Here is a 22,139-nt window from a genome sequence, read left to right on the forward strand (position 1 = left end):
GCGAGTAGGCGATAGCGTCGTGCCATGGCTCGATCAGTTCTCGTAACCGGCGGCAACCGCGGAATCGGCCTCTCGATCGCCCGGGAGCTCGCCGCGGCGGGTGACGCCGTCGCCGTCACCTACCGCTCGGGGGAGCCCCCGGAGGGGCTCTTCGGCGTCAAGTGCGACGTCACCAGCTCCGGAGACGTCGACGTCGCCTTCTCCAAGGCCGAGGCCGAGCACGGGCCCGTCGAGGTCGTGGTGGCGAACGCCGGCATCACCAAGGACACCCTGCTGCCCTTGATGAAGGAAGAGGCCTTCGCCGACGTCCTCGACACCAACCTGACCGGCTCCTACCGCGTCGCCAAGCGGGCGATCCGCGGCATGCTGAAGATGCGGCGCGGCCGCATCGTCCTGGTCTCCTCCGTCGTCGCCATGCTGGGCTCGGCCGGGCAGAGCAACTACGCCGCCTCCAAGGCCGGCATGATCGGGTTCGCCAGGTCGCTGGCGCGCGAGGTCGGCTCGCGCGGCATCACGGTGAACGTCGTCGCGCCGGGCTTCGTCGAGACCGACATGACCGCCGCCCTCGACGCCGGGCAGCAGGAGGCCATCCTCAAGAACGTCCCGCTGGGCCGGGCCGCGACCGCGGCCGACATCGCCCGGACGGTCAAGTTCCTGGTCAGCGACGACGCCGCCTACATCACCGGGGCGGTCATCCCGGTCGACGGCGGCCTTGGAATGGGGCACTGAAGTGGGAATCCTCGAAGGCAAGCGCATCCTGGTGACCGGCGTGCTCACCGACGCCTCCATCGCGTTCTCGGTGGCCAAGCTCGCCCAGGAAGAGGGCGCGCAGGTCGTGCTCACCGGTTTCGGGCGCCTGAGCCTGGTCGAGCGCATCGCCAAGCGGCTTCCCGAGCCGCCGCCGGTGATCGAGCTCGACGTGCAGAACACCGAGCACCTCGACACCCTGGCCGACCGGGTCGGCGAGCACGTCGGGGGCCTCGACGGCGTCGTCCACTCCATCGGGTTCGCCCCGCAGACCGCCTTGGGCGGCAACTTCCTCAACACCACCTGGGAGGACGTGGCCACCGCCCTGCACGTCTCGACCTACTCGTTCAAGTCCCTGGCCGTCGCCTGCCTGCCGCTGATGAAGCAGGGCGGCGCCGTCGTCGGCCTCGACTTCGACGCCACCAAGGCCTGGCCGGTGTACGACTGGATGGGCGTGGCCAAGGCCGGCCTGGAGTCCTGCTCCCGTTATCTGGCTCGCGACCTCGGCAAGCAGGGCATCCGGGTCAACCTCGTCGCGGCCGGCCCGCTGCGCACCATGGCGGCCAAGAGCATCCCCGGGTTCAAGGAGTTCGAGGACAGCTGGTCCGGCCGGGCCCCTCTCGGCTGGGACCTCGGCGACACCGTCCCGGCGGCCAGAGCGTGCCTGGCCCTGCTGTCCGACTGGTTCCCCGCCACCACCGGCGAGATCGTCCACGTCGACGGCGGCGTCCACGCGATGGGCAGCTGACCGGGCCGTCCCTCCGGGCCGGGGCCGCCGCGGTCACGCCAGGCGGTGGCGGCCGGTGTCGGGGCGGGTCAGGCACCCTTCGAACGGTATCGACGCCGGCCGCTCGTCGTCCTTGCGTACGTGCACGATGCGGGCGGCCAGCACCGCCGAGGCCAGCAGCACCGCGGTGAGCACCGTGCCCGCCACGTCGAGCGGCCTGCGCGGCGTGACGGGCCGCGCGTCGAGCCTGCCGGTCAGCGCCGGCAGGGGCTGACCGGGCCACAGGGGAGTCAGCGCCGGCGTCTCGACGTCGGCGGAGGGCGGCGCGGTCGGCGGCGCCTCGGGGGTGGCACGGTCCACAGGCCCACCGGAGCCGGCCCGCGGGGCGGGGCTTCCGGTCACCGCGCCCTGCCCGGCCGGAGCGGGGCTCTCGGCGGGCGCCCTGCCCGGCTCCTCGCCGGGCATGTCCGAGGCGCGGGGCGCGGGGGAGGGGGAAGCGGGGGCGGGACGCTTCGGCGCGCCCGACGCGGTGGGACCGGGGGCGGCGGGTTCGTCGCAGTCCGGCGACGCGAGCAGGGGCAGGCATCCGGCGTCGACGTGCAGGCCGAGCAGGCCGTCGTCGGCGGAGCCCTCGTCCGGCCCGCCGGTCACCGTGGTCTCGTCCCGCCTCGTGGTCGCGGACCCGTCGCCCCCGTGCCCGCCGGACCGGTCCTTTCTCGGCTTCGCCTCGGGTGTCCTGCCGCCATGCTCGTCGACCTTGTCGGCGACCTTGCCGGTCAGCTTGTCGGTCACCTCGCCCACGTCGTCGGCGAGCTTTCCGCCGTGCCTCCTCACCGGCCCCGTCACCGGTTCGAGCGCGCCGCCGGTGAGGTCGTCGACGGCTTCGCCGGCCCCGTCGACCAGGTCGCACACCCCGGACAGGATTCCCCCTCTGCCGCAGTCCGCTGAGCGGAGCGAGGCCGCGGCCGCCGGCGCCGCCGCGAGCAGCGTCGTCGTCGCACTGAGGGCCAGGGTGAGCGCTCCCACCGAAATGGCGGTCGTGCCCTTGCGCATGATTCCCCTCCACGTCGTCACGGACGGCGGGCTCCCCTCCCGCCGTCTCGTTGTCAATCGTCTGTCACCAGGCGGGTGTTTCCGGGAAAAGGTGCGATTCGGTACCGACTAGTGATACGTGAACAAGATTCCCGTTCGGCTTTTCATTCGGCCGAACGGACGCGAGCGGAGGGCCTGTGCGGTGCGATGCGGCGGGGACCCGGACGCGGGGGCCCGCCCGTGCCGCCGGCGGGGTGCAGGGAGGGCCGGCCGGGCCGGCGGGTGGGCATGATCGTGACCTGCTGGAGGTTCGCGCGCGGCGGCGTGGCGATGACCGGTGGTTTCGGCGACGTCCTGCGGCGTGAGCCACTCCATCGTCTCCTCGGAGCCCTGCAGCCACCGAAGCGCACCCGCGTCGGTGACATGGCTCTGCGGCTCGGTACCGACGATGCCCGTCTCGAGTGGTCGCTTCTCTCCATTTCCACCGTATAGCGCACCCGGGGGCTTGCGGCAAGACCCCGGTCGTGCCGCAGAATCGTCGGCCGAGGCCAGAGCCTGCGGAAACGGGGGATACGAAGTGCGTGTTTTGTCGTGGCGACGGCCATGGGGTCCGCGTCGGACGAGGCGTCGCCCGTCATGGCCGACAGGCCTTGGCGAGCGCAATGGCGCAGGCGACCCGGATCGGAGCCGATGAGGTGAACCTTCTGACCACCAGTGCGTTCGACCTTCCCGACCGCCTCTCCCGCAAGGCCGACCCATCGCTGATAGCCGGCGACGAGCGGCATTTCGCCGCCATCGCGAAGAGCCTCGAGCAGTCGATCACCGACCTGTCCGGCCGCCTCGCCGCCGTGCGCAGGGCGCCCGGCGGCGAAGGCCGTCAGGCGCTGGACCGGGACCTGGAGGTCCACCGGCTGACCGCTCGCCTGCGCGCACTGCGTCGCTTCGGTCTGGACCTGTGCCTCGGGCACATGGTCGGCGCGGACGACCCCGAGCCCCTGTACATCGGACGGCTCGGCCTCACGGACAGAGCGGGCCGCCGGCTGCTGCTCGACTGGCGCTCTCCTGCGGCCGAACCGTTCTTCGGAGCCACCCACGCCAACCCGATGGGTCTGGCGAGCCGTCGCAGGTATCGCTGGACCCGCGGCCGGATCAGCGACTATTGGGACGAGGTGTTCACCTCGGACGGGTTCGAAGGGCACGCCGCGCTCGACGACCAGTCCGCCTTCGTCGCCAGCTTGGGCAGCAGCCGGTCGGCCCGGATGCGGGACGTGCTCGGCACCATCCAGGCCGACCAGGACGCCATCATCCGCGCGGGTTCCCGCGGCGCTCTCGTCGTGGACGGCGGTCCGGGTACGGGGAAGACGGTCGTCGCTCTGCACCGCTCCGCCTACCTCCTCTACGCCGACCCTCGCCTCGGTCGGCACCGGGGCGGCGTGCTGTTCGTCGGCCCGCACCAGCCCTACCTGGCCTACGTCGCCGACATCCTGCCCAGCCTCGGGGAGGAGGGCGTCCGGACCTGCACTCTGCGGGATCTCGTCCCGGAGGGAACCGCGGCGGTGATGGAGACCGATCCGGAGGTGGCCCGCCTGAAGTCGTCCGCGAGCATGGTGAAGGCGATCGAGCCGGCCGTCAGGTTCTACGAGAACCCGCCCGCCAAGGGGATGACGGTCACGACCGACTGGTCAGACGTCCGGCTGAGCGCCGACGATTGGGCCGAGGCGTTCGAAGCGCCGGAACCCGGCACACCGCACAACGAGGCGCGCGACCAGATCTGGGAGGAACTGCTCACGATCCTGGTCGACAAGCACGATGAGGACGTCCCGGCCGACCTGGTCCGCAGGTCGCTGCTGCGCAACAGGGAGCTGCTCACGGCCTTCAACCGGGCGTGGCCGCTGATCGAAGCGGCCGACCTCGTCGGGGACCTGTGGTCGGTACCCGCCTACCTGCGGATGTGCGCCCCCTGGCTCAGCCCGGACGAGGTCCGGAAGCTGCAGCGCGCGGAAGCCCAGGCCTGGACGGTGTCCGACCTGCCGCTCCTGGACGCGGCACGGCAGCGGCTCGGCGACCCGGAGGCGTCGCGACGCAGGCGCCGTCATGACGCCGCTGTCGCGGCCCGGCGCGAGGGCATGGCGCGGGTCGTCGACGACCTGATCGAGGCCGACGACTCCGAGATGCTCGTGATGTCGATGCTGCGCGGGCAGGACATCCAGGACGCCCTGGTCGACGAGACCGCACTCTCCGGAGCCGACCCCGACGGGCTCGCCGGCCCGTTCGCCCACATCGTGGTGGACGAGGCTCAGGAACTCACCGACGCGGAGTGGCAGATGCTGCTGGTCCGCTGCCCGTCCCGGAGCTTCACCATCGTCGGGGACCGCGCCCAGGCCAGGCACGGGTTCACCGAGTCGTGGCGGGAACGGCTGGAGCGGCTCGGGCTCGACCGGATCGACGTGGCCTCCCTGAGCATCAACTACCGGACGCCGGAAGAGGTCATGGCGGAGGCCGAGCCTGTCATCCGGGCCGTGCTCCCGGACGCCAACGTGCCGACCTCCATCCGCGGCAGCGGCGTCCCCGTCGTCCACGGATCCACTTCGGATCTGGGGTCCATCCTCGACACCTGGCTCGCCGAGAACGCCGACGGGGTGGCCTGCGTCATCGGCGATCCCACGTTCCGGTCGACGTCCCGCGTCCGATCGCTCACCCCGGAGCTGGCGAAAGGGCTCGAGTTCGACCTGGTCGTCCTCATCGACCCCGAGGCGTTCGGCCAGGGCATCGAAGGAACGGTCGACCGCTACGTCGCCATGACCCGGGCCACCCGGCAACTCGTCATCCTCACGAGCCCCTGATGCCGTCCCGGCGACCGGGACACCGGCGAGTGGCCGGCAGCGGTCTCAGTCGATGGCGGAGACGTCGTCGAGGGCTTCGCGGATCTCCATGGGCAACGTGAGCTCCTCGGCCTGGAGGATGCCCTTGAGCTGGGCGTGCGTGCGGGCCCCGACGATGGCGGCGGCGACCCCCGGCTGGTCGCGCACCCACGACAGCGCCACCGCGAGCGGCGACACCCCGAGGCCGTCGGCGGCCGTGGTCACCGACTCCACGACGCGGCGGCAGCGCTCGTCGAGGTAGGGGTGGACGAAGTCGGCGAAGTGCGGCGTCGCGGCCCGGGAGTCGGCGGGGATGCCGGTGCGGTACTTGCCGGTCAGCACGCCGCGCCCGAGCGGCGACCAGGCCAGCACCCCCGCGCCGACGTGCTCGGCCGCCGCCAGCACCTCGCGCTCGGCGTCCCTGGCCAGCAGGGAGTATTCGACCTGGGCGGACACGACGGGCGTGCGCCCCGGGGCCGCGTGCTGCCACACGCCCGCCGCGGCGAGCTGCCATCCGGAGTAGTTGCACACCCCGGCGTACAGCACCCGGCCGGAGGAGACCGCGTCGTCGACGGCCGCGAGGGTCTCCTCCAGGGGCACCTCGGGGTCGAACGCGTGCAGCTGCCACAGGTCGATCTCGTCGACGCCCAGGCGGCTCAGGGAGGCGTCCAGGGCCGACAGCAGGCTCCTGCGCGAGGCGTTGCGCGAGCGGGGCCCGCGCGGCGTGAGCACGGCCTTGGTCGCCACGACCATCTCCGCGCGGGGGACCGAGTCGCGCAGCAGGCGGCCGAGCAGCCGCTCGGCGTCGCCGCCGGCGTACACGTCGGCGGTGTCGACCAGGGTGCCGCCCGCGTCGGCGAAGGCGACGAGCTGCGCCGCGGCTTCCTCGGGCCCGGTGTCGCGCCCCCAGGTCATGGTGCCGAGCCCGACCCGTGACACCGACAGGCCGCTGCGCCCGACCAATCGCTGATCCATGGTCCGGTCACACTACCGCGTCGGCACCTCGGGCTTCCCTCGTTGGGGGCGGGACGCGCACGGCGCCGCCGCCGATACGGCGCCGTGCGCCGGTACGCGCGGCCTGCACCGCCGATGCCGGTCACCTCGCGTGCGGGCGGTCCGTTCACCCTCCCGCGCCCCGCGGTTCACCATTCGGCCGCCGCCGGAGGGGAAACGTTCCGGACGGCTCAGCCCCGCCGTGCCGCCCGTGGTGACGGGGTGCCCTAGGCTGGCGCGCACTATGGACGCACTGCAAGCGATCGTGCTCGGCATCGTGCAGGGCCTCACCGAGTTTCTGCCGATCTCCAGCTCAGCCCACCTGCTCATCGTTCCCCGGCTCTTCGGCTGGTCGGACCCCGGGGCCGCCTTCACCGCGGTCATCCAGCTCGGCACCATGCTCGCCGTGGTGATCTACTTCTGGCGCGACATCGTCCGCATCATCTGGACATGGCTGCGCAGTCTGTGGACGCCCGAGCTACGCGACGACATGGACGCCCGCATGGGCTGGTACATCGGGCTGGGCACGATCCCGCTCGGTCTGCTGGGTTTGGTCTTCAAGAGCGCCATCGAGGGGCCGGCCCGCAACCTGTGGCTCAACGCCACCGTGCTGATCGTCTTCGGCCTGCTGCTCCTGCTGGCCGAGCAGCTCGGACGGCAGAGGACGCCGATCGAGCGGCTCACCCTCAAGGACGGGCTGATCATCGGAGGCTTCCAGGCGCTCGCCCTGGTGCCCGGCGCCTCGCGTTCCGGGTCGACCATCACCGGCGGCCTGTTCCTCGGGTTCACCCGGGAGGCCGCGGCCCGCTACTCGTTCCTGCTGTCGATCCCCGCCGTCGTGCTGTCGGGGCTGTTCGAGCTGAAGGACGTCGGCGCCGGTGGCGGTCCCGACCTCGTGCCGACCCTGATCGCGACCGTGGTGTCGTTCGTCGTCGGGTACGCCTCGATCGCCTGGCTGCTGAGGTACATCACCCGCCACTCCATGATGATCTTCGTGACCTATCGGGTCTTCATCGGTGCGTTCCTGTTGACGTTGTTGTCCCTAGGGGTGATCACGGCCCAATAAGCTTGTCTTTGTGACCACTTTGCTTCTGGTGCGGCATGGTCTGACAGACCTGACCGGGCCGGTGCTCGCCGGCTGGACGCCCGGGGTGCACCTGAGCGACCGCGGGCGCGAGCAGGCCGAGGCCCTGGCGGCCCGGCTGGCGCCCCTGCGCCTCGACGCGATCGTCTCCAGCCCTCTCGAGCGCTGCCACGAGACCGCCCGCGCGATCCTCCAGGGGCGCGACGGCGTCAAGATCGAGCGCGACGACCGGTTCGGCGAGTGCGGGTACGGCGACTGGACCGGCCGTCCGCTGGAGGAGCTCGCCAAGGAGCCCCTGTGGCGGGTGGTGCAGCAGCACCCGAGCGCCGCGGTCTTCCCCGGAGGGGAGTCGCTGGCCGGGGTGCAGCGCCGCGCGGTCGCCGGCGTCCGGCACTGGAACGAGAAGCTGGGCCCCGACGCGGTCTACCTCGTGTGCAGCCACGGCGACGTCATCAAGGCGATCGTCGCCGACGCGCTCGGCGTCCACCTCGACCAGTTCCAGCGCATCACCGCCGACCCCGCCTCGCTGACGGTGATCCGCTACACCACCCTCCGCCCGTTCGTCCTGAGGGTCAACGACGTGGGCGGCGGGGTGGAGAATCTCCTCCCCCCACCGCCCCGAGCTGAGGGTTCGGAGGAGCCGGACGGGGGAGAAAACCTCACCGAGAGCGACGCCGCTGTCGGCGGCGGAGCCGGGACCACGTAAGGTCGGGCTATGCCGGTCTTCGACTACGATCCGCCAGAGAGGTTCGTGGCCGGTGCCGTTGGGCAACCGGGCTCACGCGCCTTCTTTCTGCAAGCCCGTGGTCAGGGGCGCCTCACCACCGTGGGTCTGGAGAAGTTCCAGGTCGCCGTCCTGGCCGATCGGCTCGACGAGCTGCTCGACGAGGTCCTGCGGCGCAGCGGGGGCACCGCCCCGGTGCCCGCCATGGCCCCGGTGGAGCTCGCCGACAAGGCGCCCCTCGACCTCCCCATCGACGAGGACTTCCGGGTGGGCACGATGGCCCTCGCCTGGGACCCGGACACCTCGCAGGTCGTCATCGAGGCGCAGGAGGTCACCTCCGAGGAGGAGGACGAGATCGACCTCGACCGCCCCGAGTCCGCCGTGCTGCGGGTCCACATCAGTGCCGCCGCCGCCCGCGCCTTCACCCAGCGGGCCCTCGAGATCGTCGCCGCCGGGCGGCCGCCGTGCCCCCTGTGCGGTCAGCCGCTCGACGCCGAGGGGCACATCTGCGTCCGCCTGAACGGCCACCGGGGGGACCGCAGTTGAGTGCAGAGAGCGACCCCCGGCTCAGCAGCATCCCCGGTGCGTCCGGATTCGACGACGGCACCGCCCTGCGCCTGCTGCGCGAGGGCACCATCGAGGTCGCCGGCCGGCTGGTCGAGGCGACCAACATGACTCTCTACTGCACCATCCGCCTTGACGGGATCGTCGCCGAGTGCGTCTACAAACCCGTCCGGGGCGAGCGTCCCCTGTGGGACTTCCCCGACGGCACGCTGGCCGCCCGCGAGGTCGCGGCCTTCGAGGTGTCGGCGGCCACCGGCTGGCGCATCGTCCCGCCGAGCGTCTACCGCGACGGCCCTTTCGGGCCGGGCATGTGCCAGCTGTGGATCGACGCCGACCCCGACGCCGACCTCATGGCCCTCATCCGCAGCCGCAACAACCCCGTGCTGCGCCGCATGGCCATCTTCGACGCGGTGGTCAACAACGCCGACCGCAAGGGCGGCCACCTGCTGCCCCTGCCCGACGGGCACATCTACGGCGTCGACCACGGCGTCTGCTTCTCCGCCGAGGACAAGCTGCGCACCGTGCTGTGGCAGTGGCGGGGCAAGCCGCTGCCGCGCGAGGCGGTGAACGTCCTGGCGCGGCTCGAGCGCGACATCGAGCGCGGCAGGCTCGGCCGGCGGCTGCGCGAGCTGCTCACGCTGCAGGAGGTCGAGGCCACCTGGGAGCGCGTGCGCCGTCTGCTCAGCACCGGCATCCACCCCTTCCCCTCCGAGGACTGGCCCGCGATCCCCTGGCCGCCGATCTGATCCCCGCCTGAGCCCGGCGGAAGCCGGAACGGTCACGCGCGCGGCGGCCGCCCAGGGCGTACCCTTCGGGAGGTATGTCCATCTCTACCGATCCGGAGGGAACGGGCGTGTGTACGGTGATCGTACGGTTCGAGGCCGGCGCGGAGACGCCGGTGGTCCTCGCCGGGGTGCGTGACGAGTTCGCCTCCCGGCCCTGGCTGCCCCCGGCGGCCCACTGGCCCCACCTGCCCGGCCTGACCGGCGGGCGCGATCTGACGGCGGGCGGCACCTGGCTGGCCGTCGACGCCGGGGCCCGGCGGGTGGCGGCGCTGCTGAACGGGCGGGGCGTCATGGCGGCCGAGCCGGTCCGCAGGTCCAGGGGCGACCTGCCGCTCAGGGCGGCGGCCGCCGGTGAGCTGCCGGAGGGCGACCTGTCCTGCTACGACCCCTTCCACCTGCTGGTGGCCGACCCCGGCGGGGTGCGGCTGTGGAACTGGGACGGCGAGCGGGTCACCGACGACAAGCTGCCCGAGGGCGTGCACGTCGTCGTCAACAGCGGATGGGAGGCCGGCGACGACGACCCCAAGGTCGCCTACTTCCGTCCCCGGTTCGCCGCCGCCCCCGCGCCGTCGGCGGCCGACACCGGTGACGGTTCCTGGGCACGGTGGCGGGAGCTGGCCTCCGGCGCGGGGCTGCCGCCGTCGGACCCGCGGGCCCTGGTGGTCCGCCGCGCCCTGGACGACGGCCGCGTCTGGGGCACCTCCTCGGTCACGCTGGTGGGGCTGGGCGAGGACGCCGTCCGCTACGACTTCTGCGGCCGGCCCGGCGACCCGGAGGCCTGGTACGGGGTCCTGCGCCGGCCGTCGTAGCGGTCAGCAGAGGATGCCGCCCCAGATGATCGTCACCGTCCTGTCGCCCCCGTTGGAGCTGAACCGCACCGTGGCGGTGCTGCAGTAGGGCGTCCCGTAGGCGGTGATGGTCGTCGAGCGGCCCGCCTCGATCACGCCCTTCGTCGAGCTCAGGATGCTGCCCTCGGTGATCGTGGCCCGCCACCGCACGGTGGCGCCCTTCGCCTTCAGGTGGATGTTCACGTACGAGATGTAGTCGGAGGTCACGCGGGCCCTGAGCGGGCTGACCCGCAGTTCGGGCTTGACGACCTGCACCGGCGAGGCCTCCCACCCCGGCGCCTTGGTGGGCTTCTTCTTGGTCTTCGCCGGCGAGGGAGTGGGGGTGGGCTCGGCGCTGGGCGTGGGAGGCGGGCCGCTCGTCACCTGGGTGTCGGGCGCCGGCCCGGGGCGCAGGGCCACGCCCGGCACCTCCTTGCGGGACGGCAGGACGCCCGAGGTGACGACGACCACCACGATGACGAGCACGAGCCCGCCGGCGGCCCCCACGATCGCGCGCGCCCGTCTGCGCCGGCGCCTGCGCCGGGTGACGCCCTGCCGGTCCTCGGGCCCGGCCACCCGGACCACGGTGTCGCCCGGCGCTGTTAACGCTCTCATCTCGTCCGGCGACGCGGAGGCCGCGGGCGGGGCCGTCGTCCCGGTGTACTCGGGGTTCCCGGACCTCGGCCACAGCGGCCGGGGACTGAGCGGGATCGGCCCCTCGTAGGCCTTCGGCGCCGCCGGCGGGCCTCCGCCGTAGGCCCCCCACGGCTGGGCCGGCGCGGGCTCGGCGGCCGTCACCGGGGCGGGAGGCTCGACGGGCGGGAGCGGGACGACGGGCGGCGCGGCCGCGGCGGGCCCCGCCGAGGGGAGGTCCAGGGGAGGGAACCGGGGGGCGGGCGGCGCGGCCGGGGGAAGATCCAGGGGAGGGAACCGGGGGGCGGAAGGCTCGACCGGCGGGAACTCCGCGGCGGGGAACCCGCCGGTGGAAGGCCGCGGGATCGGGACCACGGGGATCAGCCCGGTGGAGCCGATCCCCGCGGGGCCGAGCCCGAGCCGCGCCCCCTGGAGGCGGGCGAGCAGCTCCCGCGCGGTGGGCCGCCTGGAGGGGTTCTTGTCGAGGCAGATGGTGACGGCGTCGAGCAGCGGGCCGCTGAGCGCCGACAGGTCGGGCGCGCCGTTCAGGATGCGGTTGATGACGGCCGGCACCGAGTCCTGGCCGAACGGCGCGCGGCCGGTGGCGGAGTACACCATGACGCCGGCCCAGGCGAACATGTCGCTCTCGGACCCGGGGGTGGTGCCCGCCAGGTACTCGGGCGCGGTGAACGGCGAGGCGCCCCCGCCCGCCCGCGAGGGCGCCTCCAGGGCGCGCCCCACCCCGAAGTCGATCACGCGGCCGCCGTCGGGGCCGATCAGCACGCAGCCCGGCTTGAAGTCGCCGTGGGTGGCGCCGGCCTCGTGGATGGCGGCGAGCGCGGTCAGCGTCGCGATCGCGAGCTCGGCCAGCTCGTTCGCCGGGCGGGGACCCTGCCTCTCGACGGTCTCCCACAGCGACGGGCCGTCGACGTACTCGCTGGCGTAGTAGAGGCGGCGCTCATGGATACCGTAGGCGAGCACGCGCGCGACGCGGAGGTCCCTCACCCGCTGCGCCTGGCGCATCTCGGCGCCGAAGGCGCGCCGCACCCGCCCGTCGTCGGAGAACCGCCTGTGCAGCAGCTTGACCGCCACGCGGACACCCGACTCGGTCTCGGCGGCGTAGACCACGCCCTGACCGCCTTCGCCGATCCGGCCGGTCACCTGGTAGGAGGCGATCTTCGTCGGATCCGTCGGACCCAAGGGCTTGAAAGCCGGCAATCGAGCTCTCCCTCTACTTTGCAGAAGCCAGTGCCGGACCCCCGTACCGTGGCGCGGAAGATTCTGCCACGTTGGAACGTGATCAAGGGACTTTTTGGTCGATTAACCGCGAGCCTCCCTCATGTCTCAAAAGGGGACACCCGGTGTGATCGGACCACCGTGCAGCATGGATAGGCTCGGGGCATGCGATCGTGGTCCGCTCCGAAGATCCCTTCCCTGCCTGGTGCAGGCCTCCCTCTCCGGCTCTACGACACCTCCGCGCGGGAGATCAGGGAGACCACCCCGGGGCCCACCGCCCTCATGTACGTCTGCGGCATCACCCCCTACGACGCGACCCATCTCGGGCACGCCAACACCTACCTCGCGTTCGACCTGGTCAACCGGGTCTGGCGCGACGCCGGGCACCAGGTCCGCTTCATCCAGAACGCCACCGACGTCGACGACCCGCTGCTCGAGCGCGCCGAGCAGACCGGGGTCGACTGGCGCGAGCTGGCCGAGCGCGAGATCGAGCTCTTCCGCTCGGACATGGACGCCCTGCGCATCCTTCCCCCCGACGAGTACGTCGGGGTCACCGAGGTCGTCGACCAGGTGGCCGCGCTGATCGGGCGGCTGAAGGACAAGGGCGCCACCTACGAGGTCGACGGGGACGTCTACTTCTCGGTCGGCGCCGCCCCGAAGTTCGGCGCCGTCTCCGGCTTCTCCGAGGAGGAGATGCTGGAGCTGTTCGCCGAGCGCGGCGGCGACCCCGGCCGCGAGGGCAAGCGCCACCCGCTCGACTGGCTGCTGTGGCGCGCCGAGCGCCCCGGCGAGCCGTCCTGGCCGTCGCCGTTCGGCCCGGGCCGGCCCGGCTGGCACGTCGAGTGCACCACGATCGCGCTGAACTGCCTCGGCAGCGGCTTCGACGTCTCCGGCGGCGGCTCCGACCTGATCTTCCCCCACCACGAGATGGGCGCCAGCGAGGGCCACGTCGCCACGGGGGAGTGGCCCTTCGCCAAGGCCTACGTCCACGCCGGCATGGTGGCCCTCGACGGCGAGAAGATGTCCAAGTCGCGGGGCAACCTGGTGTTCGTCTCCAAACTGCGCGCCGCGCACGACCCCGTGGCCGTGCGCCTCGCCCTGCTCGCCCACCACTACCGCGCCGACTGGGAGTGGACCCCCGACCAGATCGAGACCGCCCACGGACGGCTCGCGCGCTGGCGCTCCGCCGTCGAGCTGCCCGCCGGGCCCGACGGTCAGGCGCTGCTGCGGCAGGTCAGGGAGCGCATGGCCGACGACCTGGACACCCCGGGCGCCCTCGCGGCCGTCGACGCCTGGGCCGCCCGCGCCTCCGCGGGGGAGGGCGACGACCCCGAGGCCCCGGCCCTGGTGCGCGCCATCGCCGACGCCCTCCTCGGCGTCGCCCTCTGACGGTCAGTCGGTGGGGAGGAGGGTGCCGAGGGGGCCGAGGTCGAGGTTGAGGTCCGCGGGGGACAGGCCGAACCGGTCGCACAGGTCGGTCATGGCCTCCTCCAGGCGCATCAGCGTCAGCCCCAGCGTCTCGACCTGGTCGTCGCTCAGGTCGCCCTGGTCCATGCGGCGCACGCACTGGCGCTCGACCAGCTGGCGCACCAGCTCCACGAGCGTGAGCACCAGGCGCGTCAGGTCCCGCTCGACCGTCTCCGGGTCGGTCTGCAGCCGCCACCGGCCGGCCTCCGGCACCCGGCCGGACGCTCCGGGAGCCTCCTTCCCCGGCCCTGCGTCGTACGCCGCCTCGTCCCCGGGACGGGGCGGCCCGGTGTCCGATTCCGTCATCACGCGCTCCTCTCGCGGACGTCCGCGTCGCTCGCCGGGGGATCGTTCCAGACGACCGGGCTCGCGGACCCCGTGCCCGGGACGGCGGTGTCCAGTGGCTCGGACGCCCGGACCGACATGATGAGCGCCCGCAGCGAGATGCGCACCAGGTCGATGTCGGCGATCGACAGGATCACGTCACCGGTGATCACGGCCCCTCCGGCGAGCAGCCGGTCCAGCAGGTCGACCAGGGCGACCCGCTCGGGTGGCAGACGCCCCTCGGCGGCCAGGAGCCGGCCGCGCGGAGGCAGGTCGTGGATCATCGCGCGCCTCCGCCTTCGCCGGATGGGGCCGGTGGTGGATCATCGCGTGCCGCCTCCGGGCCGAAGCCGGCGAACGAGTACGGCGCCCACGGCCCGGTGAGCTGGATCTCCACCCCCGGCTCGCGCAGCGCGTCCAGCGCGGCCTCGAACTCCCGCCGCCGCCCGTCGTCGACGAGATAGGCGCCGTTCAGCAGCATCCAGTCGTCGCGGCCGGACAACTGCGGGTCCTGCGGCCGGTGGCGGGTGCTCGCCGCCGAGACGGCCGCCAGGGCCGCGTGCACGTGCTCGGCCCGCTCGGTCGCCTCGCGCCAGGCGTCGTCCCGGCTGCGCAGGCTCGCCTTGCGGCGCCTGAGGTACTCGGTGCCGGGCCTTCCCGCCTGCTCAGGCCCCCCGCCGGCGGGCACGGCGCCGCGCTCGCCGGCCCGTGCCGAGGGCGGCGGCTCGGCGTACACCTTCACGCCCCACTCGCTGCGCCCGGCGAGGCGGGCGAGCACGTCCTGGAAGTCCCGCCGCCGCCGGGCCAGCATCTCGCGGACCTGGTCGTCGCCGCCGTAGACCGTCACCAGGCGGACCGGGGCGGTCGCGGCGGCCCTCGCCACGGCCTCCACCACCCGGTGGTGCGCGCGCGCCGTCGCGCCCAGCCAGTCCAGATCCTCCAGGGAGCGCCGCAGCGGCTCCTCCCCGAACCGCGTCAGCGGGACGCTGCTGACGTAGGCCACCAGCCCCGCCTGCGGCACCGTGCGGACCGGGGCGCCGGCCACGCCGGACAGGCCCTCGAGCACCTCCGGCCCGGCGCGGTCCTCCTCGCGGGTGACCGCGTAGACGTAGGTCCCCGTGTCAGCCACCGAGGTCCTCCTCACCTCTGCCGCCGCCGTAGGGGGCGGCCCCGGCACTCGCGACCGCGCGCACGCACGCACACGCACCCGTGTCAGTCACCGCGGTCCTCCCGCCCGGTGGGACGGCGGGCACGGCCAGGCTCGTACGGCTCGCGTTCCCGGTCCCGTTCCCGCTCGCGTGAGCGCTCGACGGGCCTGCGGCCACCGGCCCGATCCTCGACGGACGCCCGTTCCGGGGCGGTCTCCTCGACCGCGGCCAGGCGCTCGCGCAGCCTGCGGTTCTCCTCGACCAGGTCACGGTCCCTGGAGCTGAGCCAGGGATCGTGCTCCCACCAGTCGATGCCGAGCTCCCGCGCGGTGTCGACCGAGGCGATCAGCAGCCGCAGCTTAATCGTGAGCAGCTCGATGTCGAGGAGGTTCACCTTGATGTCGCCGACGATCACCACGCCCCGGTCGAGCACGCGCTCCAGGATGTCGGCGAGGTTGCCGCCGCCGGAGTCGCGCGTCGCGGGGGCACGGTAGCCGTAGCCGGGCGACACGACGCCCGAGGGCCGCGTGGGGTCGGACATGTCAGTACACCCCGCCCGTGTCGCCCTTCGCGCGCCGGAAGCTGCGCGCTCGACGGTAGGACACCAGGTCGCCCTCCGAGTCCAGATCGAGGGCGTAGACGCCGAGGGTGTCGCCCGAGGACGGCACCCGGTGGTCCTCCACGACCTCGACCTCGACCGTCCATCCGTCGCCCGCCGGCTTGACCATGGTGACGCCCTCGACGTCCTTGCCGGTCAGCTCGGCGATGTAGCGCGCGCCCGCCTGCCCCGCCGTCAGCGCCGTCAGGCGCCGCGCCGGCCTCTCCCGGCCCCGGCGGCGCCCGCGCTCGACGTCCTCCTCTTCCTCGCCCGGCCAGTCGTCGGCCCTGCCGGTGCGCTCGTAGTAGTCGTCCGGGGCGTACCGGCCCGGACCACGCTCACCGCGGGCTCCGCGACTCGCAGGCACCGCATCACTTCCCCTCTGCACCGATCACGCTCACCGTGCCGATCACGCTCGCTCTGATCGCGGGCACGAGGGCGCGCCTACGCCATCATTCGCTGGAGGATCTCCTCGGTGGCGCGGGACGCCTCCTCCTCGGAGATGCGGCCCTCGGCCCTCGCCTCGTCCACCTCCTCCAGCTGCCGTCTGATGGACGCCGGGTCGTGGAGCTGCGTGTCGACCTGCCGCTCGATGAGCTCGCCGAGCTTGATCAGGAGCTCGACGGGCGCGAGCGGCCAGCCGAAGAGCAGTTTGAACACGCCCATTTCCGTGCCGCCTTCACGTCTTGGTGCTGACGAAGTCGTAGGGGGCCTGGGGACCGAGCAGGCGTATGACGACGCGGCCCTCCCACCGCCGGCCGAACTCCTCCAGGGTCTCCTCGAAGGCGTCCTGGCGGTCGGTCTGGACCAGGACGGCGAGGTGGGCGGCGTCCTGCTCGTGCGTCGGGTCGCGGATCACCACCGCGTCCGCGTCGGCGGCGAGGGCCTCCGCCAGGACCCGGGTGTCGGCGTCGCGCTTGTGCTCGATGGCCTCGCTGAGCATCTGGCCGAGCCGGATCCGCGCGTCCCAGCTCGCGTCCTCGGGCACGCCGCGGATCTCCTGCAGCAGCCTCGCGGCCTCCGGATCCTCCCCGAGCACCTCGCGGACGATCGCCCCCTCCTCGTACCGCGCCTTGACGACGAACTGCACCCGGCCCTCGAGCTGTTCGAGCGCCTCGCGGAACTCGTCGTGGTGCGGGGCGAGCAGCTCGCGTTCGACCGCCTCGGGGCTCTCCATGACCGCCCCGAAGCGCAGCGGCAGGACCGGGACCTCCGCCGCCACGTCGTCGAGCAGCCGCTGGTGGGCCAGCAGGTCGTCCGGCTTGCCGAGGGGGCGGCTGACGTGGAGGTCGCTGACGAGGGCGGCGATGTCCCGGTGCCGCACCAGGCTGATCTGGCCGGGCGGGTCGCCGACGCCGCGGGGCTCGGGGGTCAGCTCGACGTCGCCGGGGAGGATGCCGTAGACGTACGACGCGCTCACCCCGCCGGGCGCGCCCTCGGCCGTGTCCCGCGCCTCGCCGGTCCGGTTCTCCTCCGGCTCGGCGTCGCGGCTCGTGCGCTCGTCCCTGGATCCGGCCGCGGCCGGACTCTGAGTGGAACGGGCCATCTCAGTCCTCCCCCCTGTGCCTGCGCCTCGGCGCGGGCTCCTCCTGCTGGTCACTGATGAAGTCGCGCAGCCGCTCGCCCGCGGCCTCCAGGGCGCCCTGCGCGATGCCCTTGGTCTTGCTCTTCGCCACCCCCTGCGTCATGTCCTGCATCAGCTCGGGGAGCCCTTTCTGGCCCTCGGCGATGTCGAGGCGGTTGGCCGCCTGGGCGAAGCGCAGATAGGTGTCCACGCTGGCCACCACCACACGGGCGTTGATGGTCAGCAGTTCGATGCCCACGAGCGCGACGCTGACGTAGGCGTCGATCACGAGCCCCTTGTCGAGGATCGTGTCGATGACGTCCGCCAGTCCGCCGCCCGACGTGGACGGCCTTCCGACCGCCCCGCCTCCTGAGGGCTGCACGATGGTCATGCGCTGTACTCCTTGGTTTCGATGGTTCCGGGGCCTCGCTCATGGAGCGCGGCCCCGGGCCGGGGGATGGATGGTCACTGGCGGGAGCGTCGCGTGGCCTCCTCCCGGGGGCGGCGGGGCCGCTCCTCGCCCTCGCCGCCTTCGGGGCGCCGGCGCCGTGCGTGAGGCTCCTCGCCGCGGCCGCCCTCCGGCCGCCGCCGGGGGCGTTCCTCGCCCTCGCCCGGCTGAGACCGGTGGCTGCTGACGGGAGGCCTCTCCTCCTCGGCCGTCCGTTCGCCGCGCCGGAAGCCCCACCGCCGCCGGCGGCGCTCCTCCTCCTCGCTGTGCGCGGGCTCCTCTTCGCGCTCTTCCCGCTCCTCGGGCCCACTGGCGCGTTCCCCGGCCTCCTCGGGCTCTTCCTCGCCCTCGGGGCCCTCTTCGGCCTCGCGCGGGCCCTCTTCCTCGGCGTACTCTGCCTCCTCGGGCTCGCCGCGCCTTTCGCGCTCCTCGCGCTCCTCTTCTTCCTCGCGCAGGGCCGTCTCGTGGTCCTTGACGACCTCGCCCTCGTGGATCACGCCCCGCCAGCCCTCTACTTCGTCGGGGTGCAGCAGCAACTCGTTCATGACGTGTCGGCGGAAGTGCTTGAACTCCAGGCGTGCCCGGCGGCCCTGCGCCCGCCACATGCTGCCGACGTGCTCCATGAAGCCCTTGGGGTGGTACTCCAGAGCCATCAGGACCCGGGTCATGTCAGGGGTGACCTCATGGAAGGTCACCGCGCCGTCGACGTACCCCTTGGCGCCCTGGGACCGCCAGATGATCTTCTCGTCGGGCACCTGCTCGGTGATCGTGGACTGCCACTGCCGGCGCGACCAAAAGATCTTGGCCTGCCAGTTGAGCTTCTCGTCGCTCTCCTGGACGACCTTCTCGACCTTCTTCATGAAGCTCGGGAAGTCCTGGAACTGGGTCCACTGGTTGTAGACCACCCGGCGCGGGGCGCCCATGTCGAGCGACTCCTCGATGTTGATCAGCTTGAGCTTCTTGCCCTTGCTCTTGCCGAAGCCAAGTTTGTGCTTGAGCCCGCTGAAGGCCAGCTTGGCGACACCCTTGACCTGGCCCCAGCGCCCTTCGGTCCCGGTCAGCAGGCTGAACAGGCCAGGGCCATCGCCGCTGCCCTCGGCGTACCCCCGCAACTGCCTGGTCTTGTTGTCGACCCGCTTCGCGACGGCCTGGAGCGCGAGCTTGCCGGCCGTGCCGGCGAGGCCGCGCAGCTGGTCCTTCAGCGGATCCGGCAGCGCCTTGAGAAGTCCGCTCACTCGCTGTTGCGTCATGTGAGATCACCCCCGGGTGCGGCGGACCGGACGGGAACGTTGAGGCGTCTCCTCGCGGACCACCCGGCCGCGAGGGACCGGCTCCTCGTCCTCCTGCTCCTCGTCCTCCCGGGATTCGTCGAAGGACTCGCGGCCCCGGCCGGAGGGCCGCCCGCGGCCTTCCGGCTCGGAGGGCCGGCGGCGGGGTGGGGGCTCCTCCTCGTAGTCCTCGTCGTCGTACTCGTCGTACTCGTCCTCGTACGGCTCCTCCTCCTCCTCCTCGCGGCGCCGGCGGGGGCGTTCCTCGCCCTCGGCGCGGCGGCGGGGTCGTTCCTCTTCTTCCTCGCCCTCGGCGCGGCGGCGGGGCCGTTCCTCTTCTTCCTCCGCTTCCTCGCGGCGGCGGCGCAGCCGCGATCCGGCGGCCCGCATCCCGCCCGCGGCACGCTCGCGCAGGCCGGTCACGCCGCCCTTGGTGGCCTTCCCGGCCTCGCCGGTGCCCCCCGCCACCACGGCGGTGGCCTCCTCCAGCCCGGCCGCGACGTTCGCCGCGTGCTGCAGGGCGTCGGCGCGCTCCTGGAGCTTGGTGCTGAGGTTGCTGACCTGCCTGCTCGTCGCCGCCTTCGCGGCGGCCTTACCGGCCTCGAACAGGTCGCCCCGTACGCTGTTGACGATCTTCTCGACCTCGGGGGAGGAGCTGAGCAGCTTGACACCCTGCTCGATCAGGCCGCCCTGCCCCCTGCCCAGCTTGCCGGTGGCCCCGGCGATGGCGAGGCCGACCGCCGTCTTGAACCTGCGGTGCCGGCCGAGGAAGTAGCCCACGGCCAGGGCCGCGGCCACCTGCAGTCCACCCTTCACGATTGCCTCCTACTCGGGGCCGTCTCCCGCGCCCGGCTCGCTGGCGAATCGTCCGATGCCCTACCCCGCACCAACCCCTCAGAACGCTCATTAGCGGAAAAAATGGACATACCGCGCACGGAAAGCGGCATGTCGAAATCCCCGCGTGGCAGGGGAGGCCGGAACGCGGGGGGAGGGATACGGTCGATCGACCCGCGCGTGGATCAGGTCATGGAGGACAGGAAGCGCTCGCGGTCCTCCTCCGGGAGCCGGTCGCTGAACAGCACGCCGTCGAGGTGGTCCACCTCGTGCTGCAGCACCCGCGCCAGCATGCCCAGCGCCCGGAGCGTCACCGGCTTGCCGAACATGTCACGCCCCCGCGCCACCACCGAGTAGGAACGCTCCAGAGGCCAGTACACGCCGGGGGCCGACAGGCACGCCTCGTCGGCGACGATCCTGCGCTCGGAAAGCTCGAGCCGCGGGTTCACCAGATGGCCCGACCTGCCGTCCACCTCGAACACCAGCACGCGCAGCGACACGCCGATCTGCGGCGCGGCCAGCCCCGCCCGCCCGGAACCCGCCCGGGTGGTGGCCTGCAGCGACTTGACCAGCTCGCGCAGGGAGCGGTCGAACCTCGTGACCGGCTCGGCGGCGGTGCGGAGCACCGGGTCGGAGTAGAGCCTGATCGGCTGGACGCTGGTCATGCCCGCTCCCGGGGGTGACGACGGCATCGGCGGAAGGTACGTGGAGGGAATTCCCGGCCCGCGCCGCGGGCAATCTTCGTTAAATCGATGTTGCATCGGTGATGCCTGTGCATCACATGTTTCGCCGGTGAGTCGAAAGTAACGCCGATCTCTGACATTCGTCGTCTCCGGGTGTGATCGGCCTGGCTACCTTCAAGTCCTCCCGAACAGGCAGCGACATAGGAGGCACCGTGACGGTGGCGGATACGGCCGCGCCGGCGAAAGGCCGCTGGATCACCGAGTGGAACCCCGACGACCCCGGATTCTGGGAAACCCGCGGCAAGGGGATCGCCCGGCGGAACCTCGTCTTCTCGATCCTCGCCGAGCACCTCGGCTTCACCCTGTGGACCGTCTGGAGCATCGTCGCCGTCAAGCTCGGCTCCTTCGCGTTCTCCACCGACCAGCTCTTCTGGCTGGTGTCGCTGCCCAACCTGGTGGGCTCGGCGCTGCGCCTGCCCTACACCTTCGCCCCCGCCCGATTCGGCGGACGCAACTGGACGGTCGTCAGCGCGATGCTGCTGCTCGTGCCCGCGGTGCTGCTCGCCGTCGCGGTGAGCGACCCCGGCACGCCGTACTGGGTGTTCCTGCTCATCGCCGCCACGGCAGGGTTCGGCGGCGGCAACTTCGCCTCCAGCATGGCCAACATCACCCACTTCTACCCGGAACGCCGGCAGGGCTGGGCGCTCGGCCTCAACGCGGCAGGCGGCAACATCGGCGTCAGCTCCGTCCAGCTCGTCATGCCGCTGGTGATCGGCGGGTTCGGGCTGGCGGCGGCCGGTCTGTTCTGGGTGCCGTTCATCGTGGTCGCCGCCGTGGGCGCGTTCTTCTTCATGGACAACCTCGCCACCGCCAGGGCGAGCGCCAGGGAGCAGCTGAAGATCGCGGGCCGGGTCCAGACGTGGATCATGTCCTTGCTCTACATCGGGACGTTCGGCTCGTTCATCGGCTACACCACCGCCTTCCCCCTGCTGATCAAGAGCCAGTTCCCCGAGCACGCCGGGAGCCTCGGCTGGGCCTTCCTCGGCGCGCTGGCCGGCTCGCTGATCAGGCCGCTCGGCGGGCGCCTGGCCGACCGCCTCGGCGGGGCGCGGGTCACGCTGTGGAACTTCGGCGCCATGGGCGTGGCGATCGCGCTGGTCGCCTACGGGCTCTCGGCGCACCACTTCGGCGGCTTCTTCGCGGCCTACCTGCTGCTGGTCGGCCTCACCGGTGTCGGCAACGGCTCGACGTACCGCATGATCCCGGCCATCTTCCGGGCCAAGGCCCTCGCGGGCGTCCCCGCCGGGGACACCGAGGCGCTCGCGGCGGCCGCGGCGACCGGCAGGCGCGACAGCTCGGCCGCCGTCGGGATCATCTCCGCCGTCGGCGCCTTCGGCGGCTTCTTCATCAACCGGGGCTTCGGCACCTCCATCGCCGCGACCGGCGGCGCCGGGGCCGCGCTGCTCGCCTTCGCCGTCTTCTACGCCGCCTGCGCGGCGCTCACCTGGTTCTGCTACCTGCGCACCGTCGGCGTACGGCTCGCGCCGAGCCTCGCCGCCGCCCGGGTGTGACGCGCGAACCGGACCTGCGGG

24 protein-coding genes are annotated in these 22,139 nt (G+C 72.7%); 10 read left to right on the forward strand and 14 right to left on the reverse strand.

Features of this window, described 5'->3' with window-relative positions; genetic code table 11:
• Positions 1-24: 24 nt before the first annotated feature.
• Both fabG and fabI read left to right on the forward strand, forming a co-directional pair.
• Positions 25-729, forward strand: a complete 705-nt coding sequence (gene fabG, locus KIK05_RS12960) for a 3-oxoacyl-ACP reductase FabG (RefSeq protein ID WP_214410913.1) — start codon at positions 25-27, stop codon at positions 727-729.
• A gap of 1 nt (position 730) precedes the next feature.
• Entirely contained in the window at positions 731-1,495 is a 765-nt protein-coding gene (fabI, locus tag KIK05_RS12965; protein ID WP_214410914.1) for an enoyl-ACP reductase FabI, read from the forward strand.
• Positions 1,496-1,528: 33 nt separating this feature from the next.
• Here fabI and KIK05_RS12970 read toward each other — a convergent pair whose 3' ends face one another.
• Positions 1,529-2,527: a hypothetical protein gene (locus KIK05_RS12970; RefSeq protein WP_214410915.1), complete on the reverse strand. Its 999-nt coding sequence runs from the start codon at positions 2,525-2,527 to the stop codon at positions 1,529-1,531.
• 641 nt (positions 2,528-3,168) lie between these two features.
• Between KIK05_RS12970 and helR the strand changes: the two genes are divergently transcribed.
• The gene (helR, locus tag KIK05_RS12975; protein ID WP_214410916.1) at positions 3,169-5,349 is read left to right on the forward strand and encodes an RNA polymerase recycling motor ATPase HelR; all 2,181 of its coding nucleotides are present in this window, start codon (positions 3,169-3,171) and stop codon (positions 5,347-5,349) included.
• 45 nt (positions 5,350-5,394) lie between these two features.
• Here helR and KIK05_RS12980 read toward each other — a convergent pair whose 3' ends face one another.
• Positions 5,395-6,342: an aldo/keto reductase gene (locus KIK05_RS12980; RefSeq protein WP_214410917.1), complete on the reverse strand. Its 948-nt coding sequence runs from the start codon at positions 6,340-6,342 to the stop codon at positions 5,395-5,397.
• A gap of 262 nt (positions 6,343-6,604) precedes the next feature.
• On the opposite strand from KIK05_RS12980, the gene KIK05_RS12985 reads away from it, so the two are divergent.
• The 5 genes from KIK05_RS12985 (at position 6,605) to KIK05_RS13005 (ending at position 10,326) form a co-directional block, all read left to right on the forward strand.
• Positions 6,605-7,426 (forward strand): undecaprenyl-diphosphate phosphatase, encoded by an 822-nt coding sequence (locus KIK05_RS12985; RefSeq protein WP_214410918.1) that lies wholly within the window; start codon positions 6,605-6,607, stop codon positions 7,424-7,426.
• Between the two features lie 10 nt (positions 7,427-7,436).
• Entirely contained in the window at positions 7,437-8,150 is a 714-nt protein-coding gene (locus tag KIK05_RS12990) for a histidine phosphatase family protein (protein WP_214410919.1), read from the forward strand.
• 9 nt (positions 8,151-8,159) lie between these two features.
• Positions 8,160-8,714 (forward strand): DUF3090 domain-containing protein, encoded by a 555-nt coding sequence (locus tag KIK05_RS12995; RefSeq protein ID WP_214410920.1) that lies wholly within the window; start codon positions 8,160-8,162, stop codon positions 8,712-8,714.
• A complete protein-coding gene (locus KIK05_RS13000) occupies positions 8,711-9,478 on the forward strand; it encodes an SCO1664 family protein (RefSeq protein WP_214410921.1) in 768 nt (255 codons plus the stop codon). The genes KIK05_RS12995 and KIK05_RS13000 overlap by 4 nt, the downstream gene beginning before the upstream one ends.
• Before the next feature lie 107 nt (positions 9,479-9,585).
• Positions 9,586-10,326, forward strand: coding sequence for an NRDE family protein (locus tag KIK05_RS13005; protein WP_214410922.1), 741 nt, complete (start codon positions 9,586-9,588; stop codon positions 10,324-10,326).
• A 3-nt stretch (positions 10,327-10,329) separates the two neighbouring features.
• Here KIK05_RS13005 and KIK05_RS13010 read toward each other — a convergent pair whose 3' ends face one another.
• Complete coding sequence (locus tag KIK05_RS13010) at positions 10,330-12,195, reverse strand: serine/threonine protein kinase (RefSeq protein WP_214410923.1); 1,866 nt, start codon at positions 12,193-12,195, stop codon at positions 10,330-10,332.
• 183 nt (positions 12,196-12,378) lie between these two features.
• Here KIK05_RS13010 and mshC point away from each other — a divergent pair, with 183 nt between their 5' ends.
• Entirely contained in the window at positions 12,379-13,602 is a 1,224-nt protein-coding gene (gene mshC, locus KIK05_RS13015) for a cysteine--1-D-myo-inosityl 2-amino-2-deoxy-alpha-D-glucopyranoside ligase (protein ID WP_214410924.1), read from the forward strand.
• A 3-nt stretch (positions 13,603-13,605) separates the two neighbouring features.
• Here mshC and KIK05_RS13020 read toward each other — a convergent pair whose 3' ends face one another.
• The 11 genes from KIK05_RS13020 to def all read right to left on the reverse strand — a co-directional run bounded on the left by KIK05_RS13020 (position 13,606) and on the right by def (position 20,556).
• Positions 13,606-13,986, reverse strand: a complete 381-nt coding sequence (locus KIK05_RS13020) for a gas vesicle protein K (protein ID WP_214410925.1) — start codon at positions 13,984-13,986, stop codon at positions 13,606-13,608.
• Positions 13,986-14,288, reverse strand: a complete 303-nt coding sequence (locus tag KIK05_RS13025; RefSeq protein WP_214410926.1) for a gas vesicle protein — start codon at positions 14,286-14,288, stop codon at positions 13,986-13,988. Before KIK05_RS13025 ends, KIK05_RS13020 begins: the two co-directional genes overlap by 1 nt.
• Entirely contained in the window at positions 14,285-15,133 is an 849-nt protein-coding gene (locus KIK05_RS13030) for a GvpL/GvpF family gas vesicle protein (protein WP_214410927.1), read from the reverse strand. The genes KIK05_RS13025 and KIK05_RS13030 overlap by 4 nt, the downstream gene beginning before the upstream one ends.
• An 83-nt stretch (positions 15,134-15,216) precedes the next feature.
• Complete coding sequence (locus tag KIK05_RS13035; protein ID WP_214410928.1) at positions 15,217-15,693, reverse strand: gas vesicle protein; 477 nt, start codon at positions 15,691-15,693, stop codon at positions 15,217-15,219.
• A 1-nt stretch (position 15,694) separates the two neighbouring features.
• Complete coding sequence (gene gvpO, locus KIK05_RS48840; protein WP_214410929.1) at positions 15,695-16,117, reverse strand: gas vesicle protein GvpO; 423 nt, start codon at positions 16,115-16,117, stop codon at positions 15,695-15,697.
• 77 nt (positions 16,118-16,194) lie between these two features.
• Positions 16,195-16,416: a gas vesicle protein GvpG gene (locus KIK05_RS13045; RefSeq protein WP_214410930.1), complete on the reverse strand. Its 222-nt coding sequence runs from the start codon at positions 16,414-16,416 to the stop codon at positions 16,195-16,197.
• Between the two features lie 13 nt (positions 16,417-16,429).
• On the reverse strand, positions 16,430-17,296 hold the full coding sequence (locus tag KIK05_RS13050; protein WP_214410931.1) for a GvpL/GvpF family gas vesicle protein: 867 nt from the start codon (positions 17,294-17,296) through the stop codon (positions 16,430-16,432).
• A 1-nt stretch (position 17,297) separates the two neighbouring features.
• A complete protein-coding gene (gene gvpJ / locus KIK05_RS13055; RefSeq protein WP_214410932.1) occupies positions 17,298-17,705 on the reverse strand; it encodes a gas vesicle protein GvpJ in 408 nt (135 codons plus the stop codon).
• A 74-nt stretch (positions 17,706-17,779) separates the two neighbouring features.
• Positions 17,780-19,012 carry an SRPBCC family protein gene (locus KIK05_RS13060; protein ID WP_214410933.1) on the reverse strand — a complete coding sequence of 411 codons (1,233 nt, stop codon included), beginning with the start codon at positions 19,010-19,012 and terminating at the stop codon, positions 17,780-17,782.
• 6 nt (positions 19,013-19,018) lie between these two features.
• On the reverse strand, positions 19,019-19,846 hold the full coding sequence (locus KIK05_RS13065; protein WP_214410934.1) for a hypothetical protein: 828 nt from the start codon (positions 19,844-19,846) through the stop codon (positions 19,019-19,021).
• A 203-nt stretch (positions 19,847-20,049) separates the two neighbouring features.
• Complete coding sequence (gene def / locus KIK05_RS13070) at positions 20,050-20,556, reverse strand: peptide deformylase (RefSeq protein ID WP_250562702.1); 507 nt, start codon at positions 20,554-20,556, stop codon at positions 20,050-20,052.
• Between the two features lie 203 nt (positions 20,557-20,759).
• Here def and KIK05_RS13075 point away from each other — a divergent pair, with 203 nt between their 5' ends.
• Positions 20,760-22,118: an MFS transporter gene (locus KIK05_RS13075; RefSeq protein ID WP_214410935.1), complete on the forward strand. Its 1,359-nt coding sequence runs from the start codon at positions 20,760-20,762 to the stop codon at positions 22,116-22,118.
• Positions 22,119-22,139: the final 21 nt, after the last annotated feature.

The organism is Sphaerisporangium fuscum (genome assembly GCF_018531465.1).
In the GTDB taxonomy this organism is placed as follows: Bacteria; Actinomycetota; Actinomycetes; order Streptosporangiales; family Streptosporangiaceae; genus Sphaerisporangium; species Sphaerisporangium fuscum.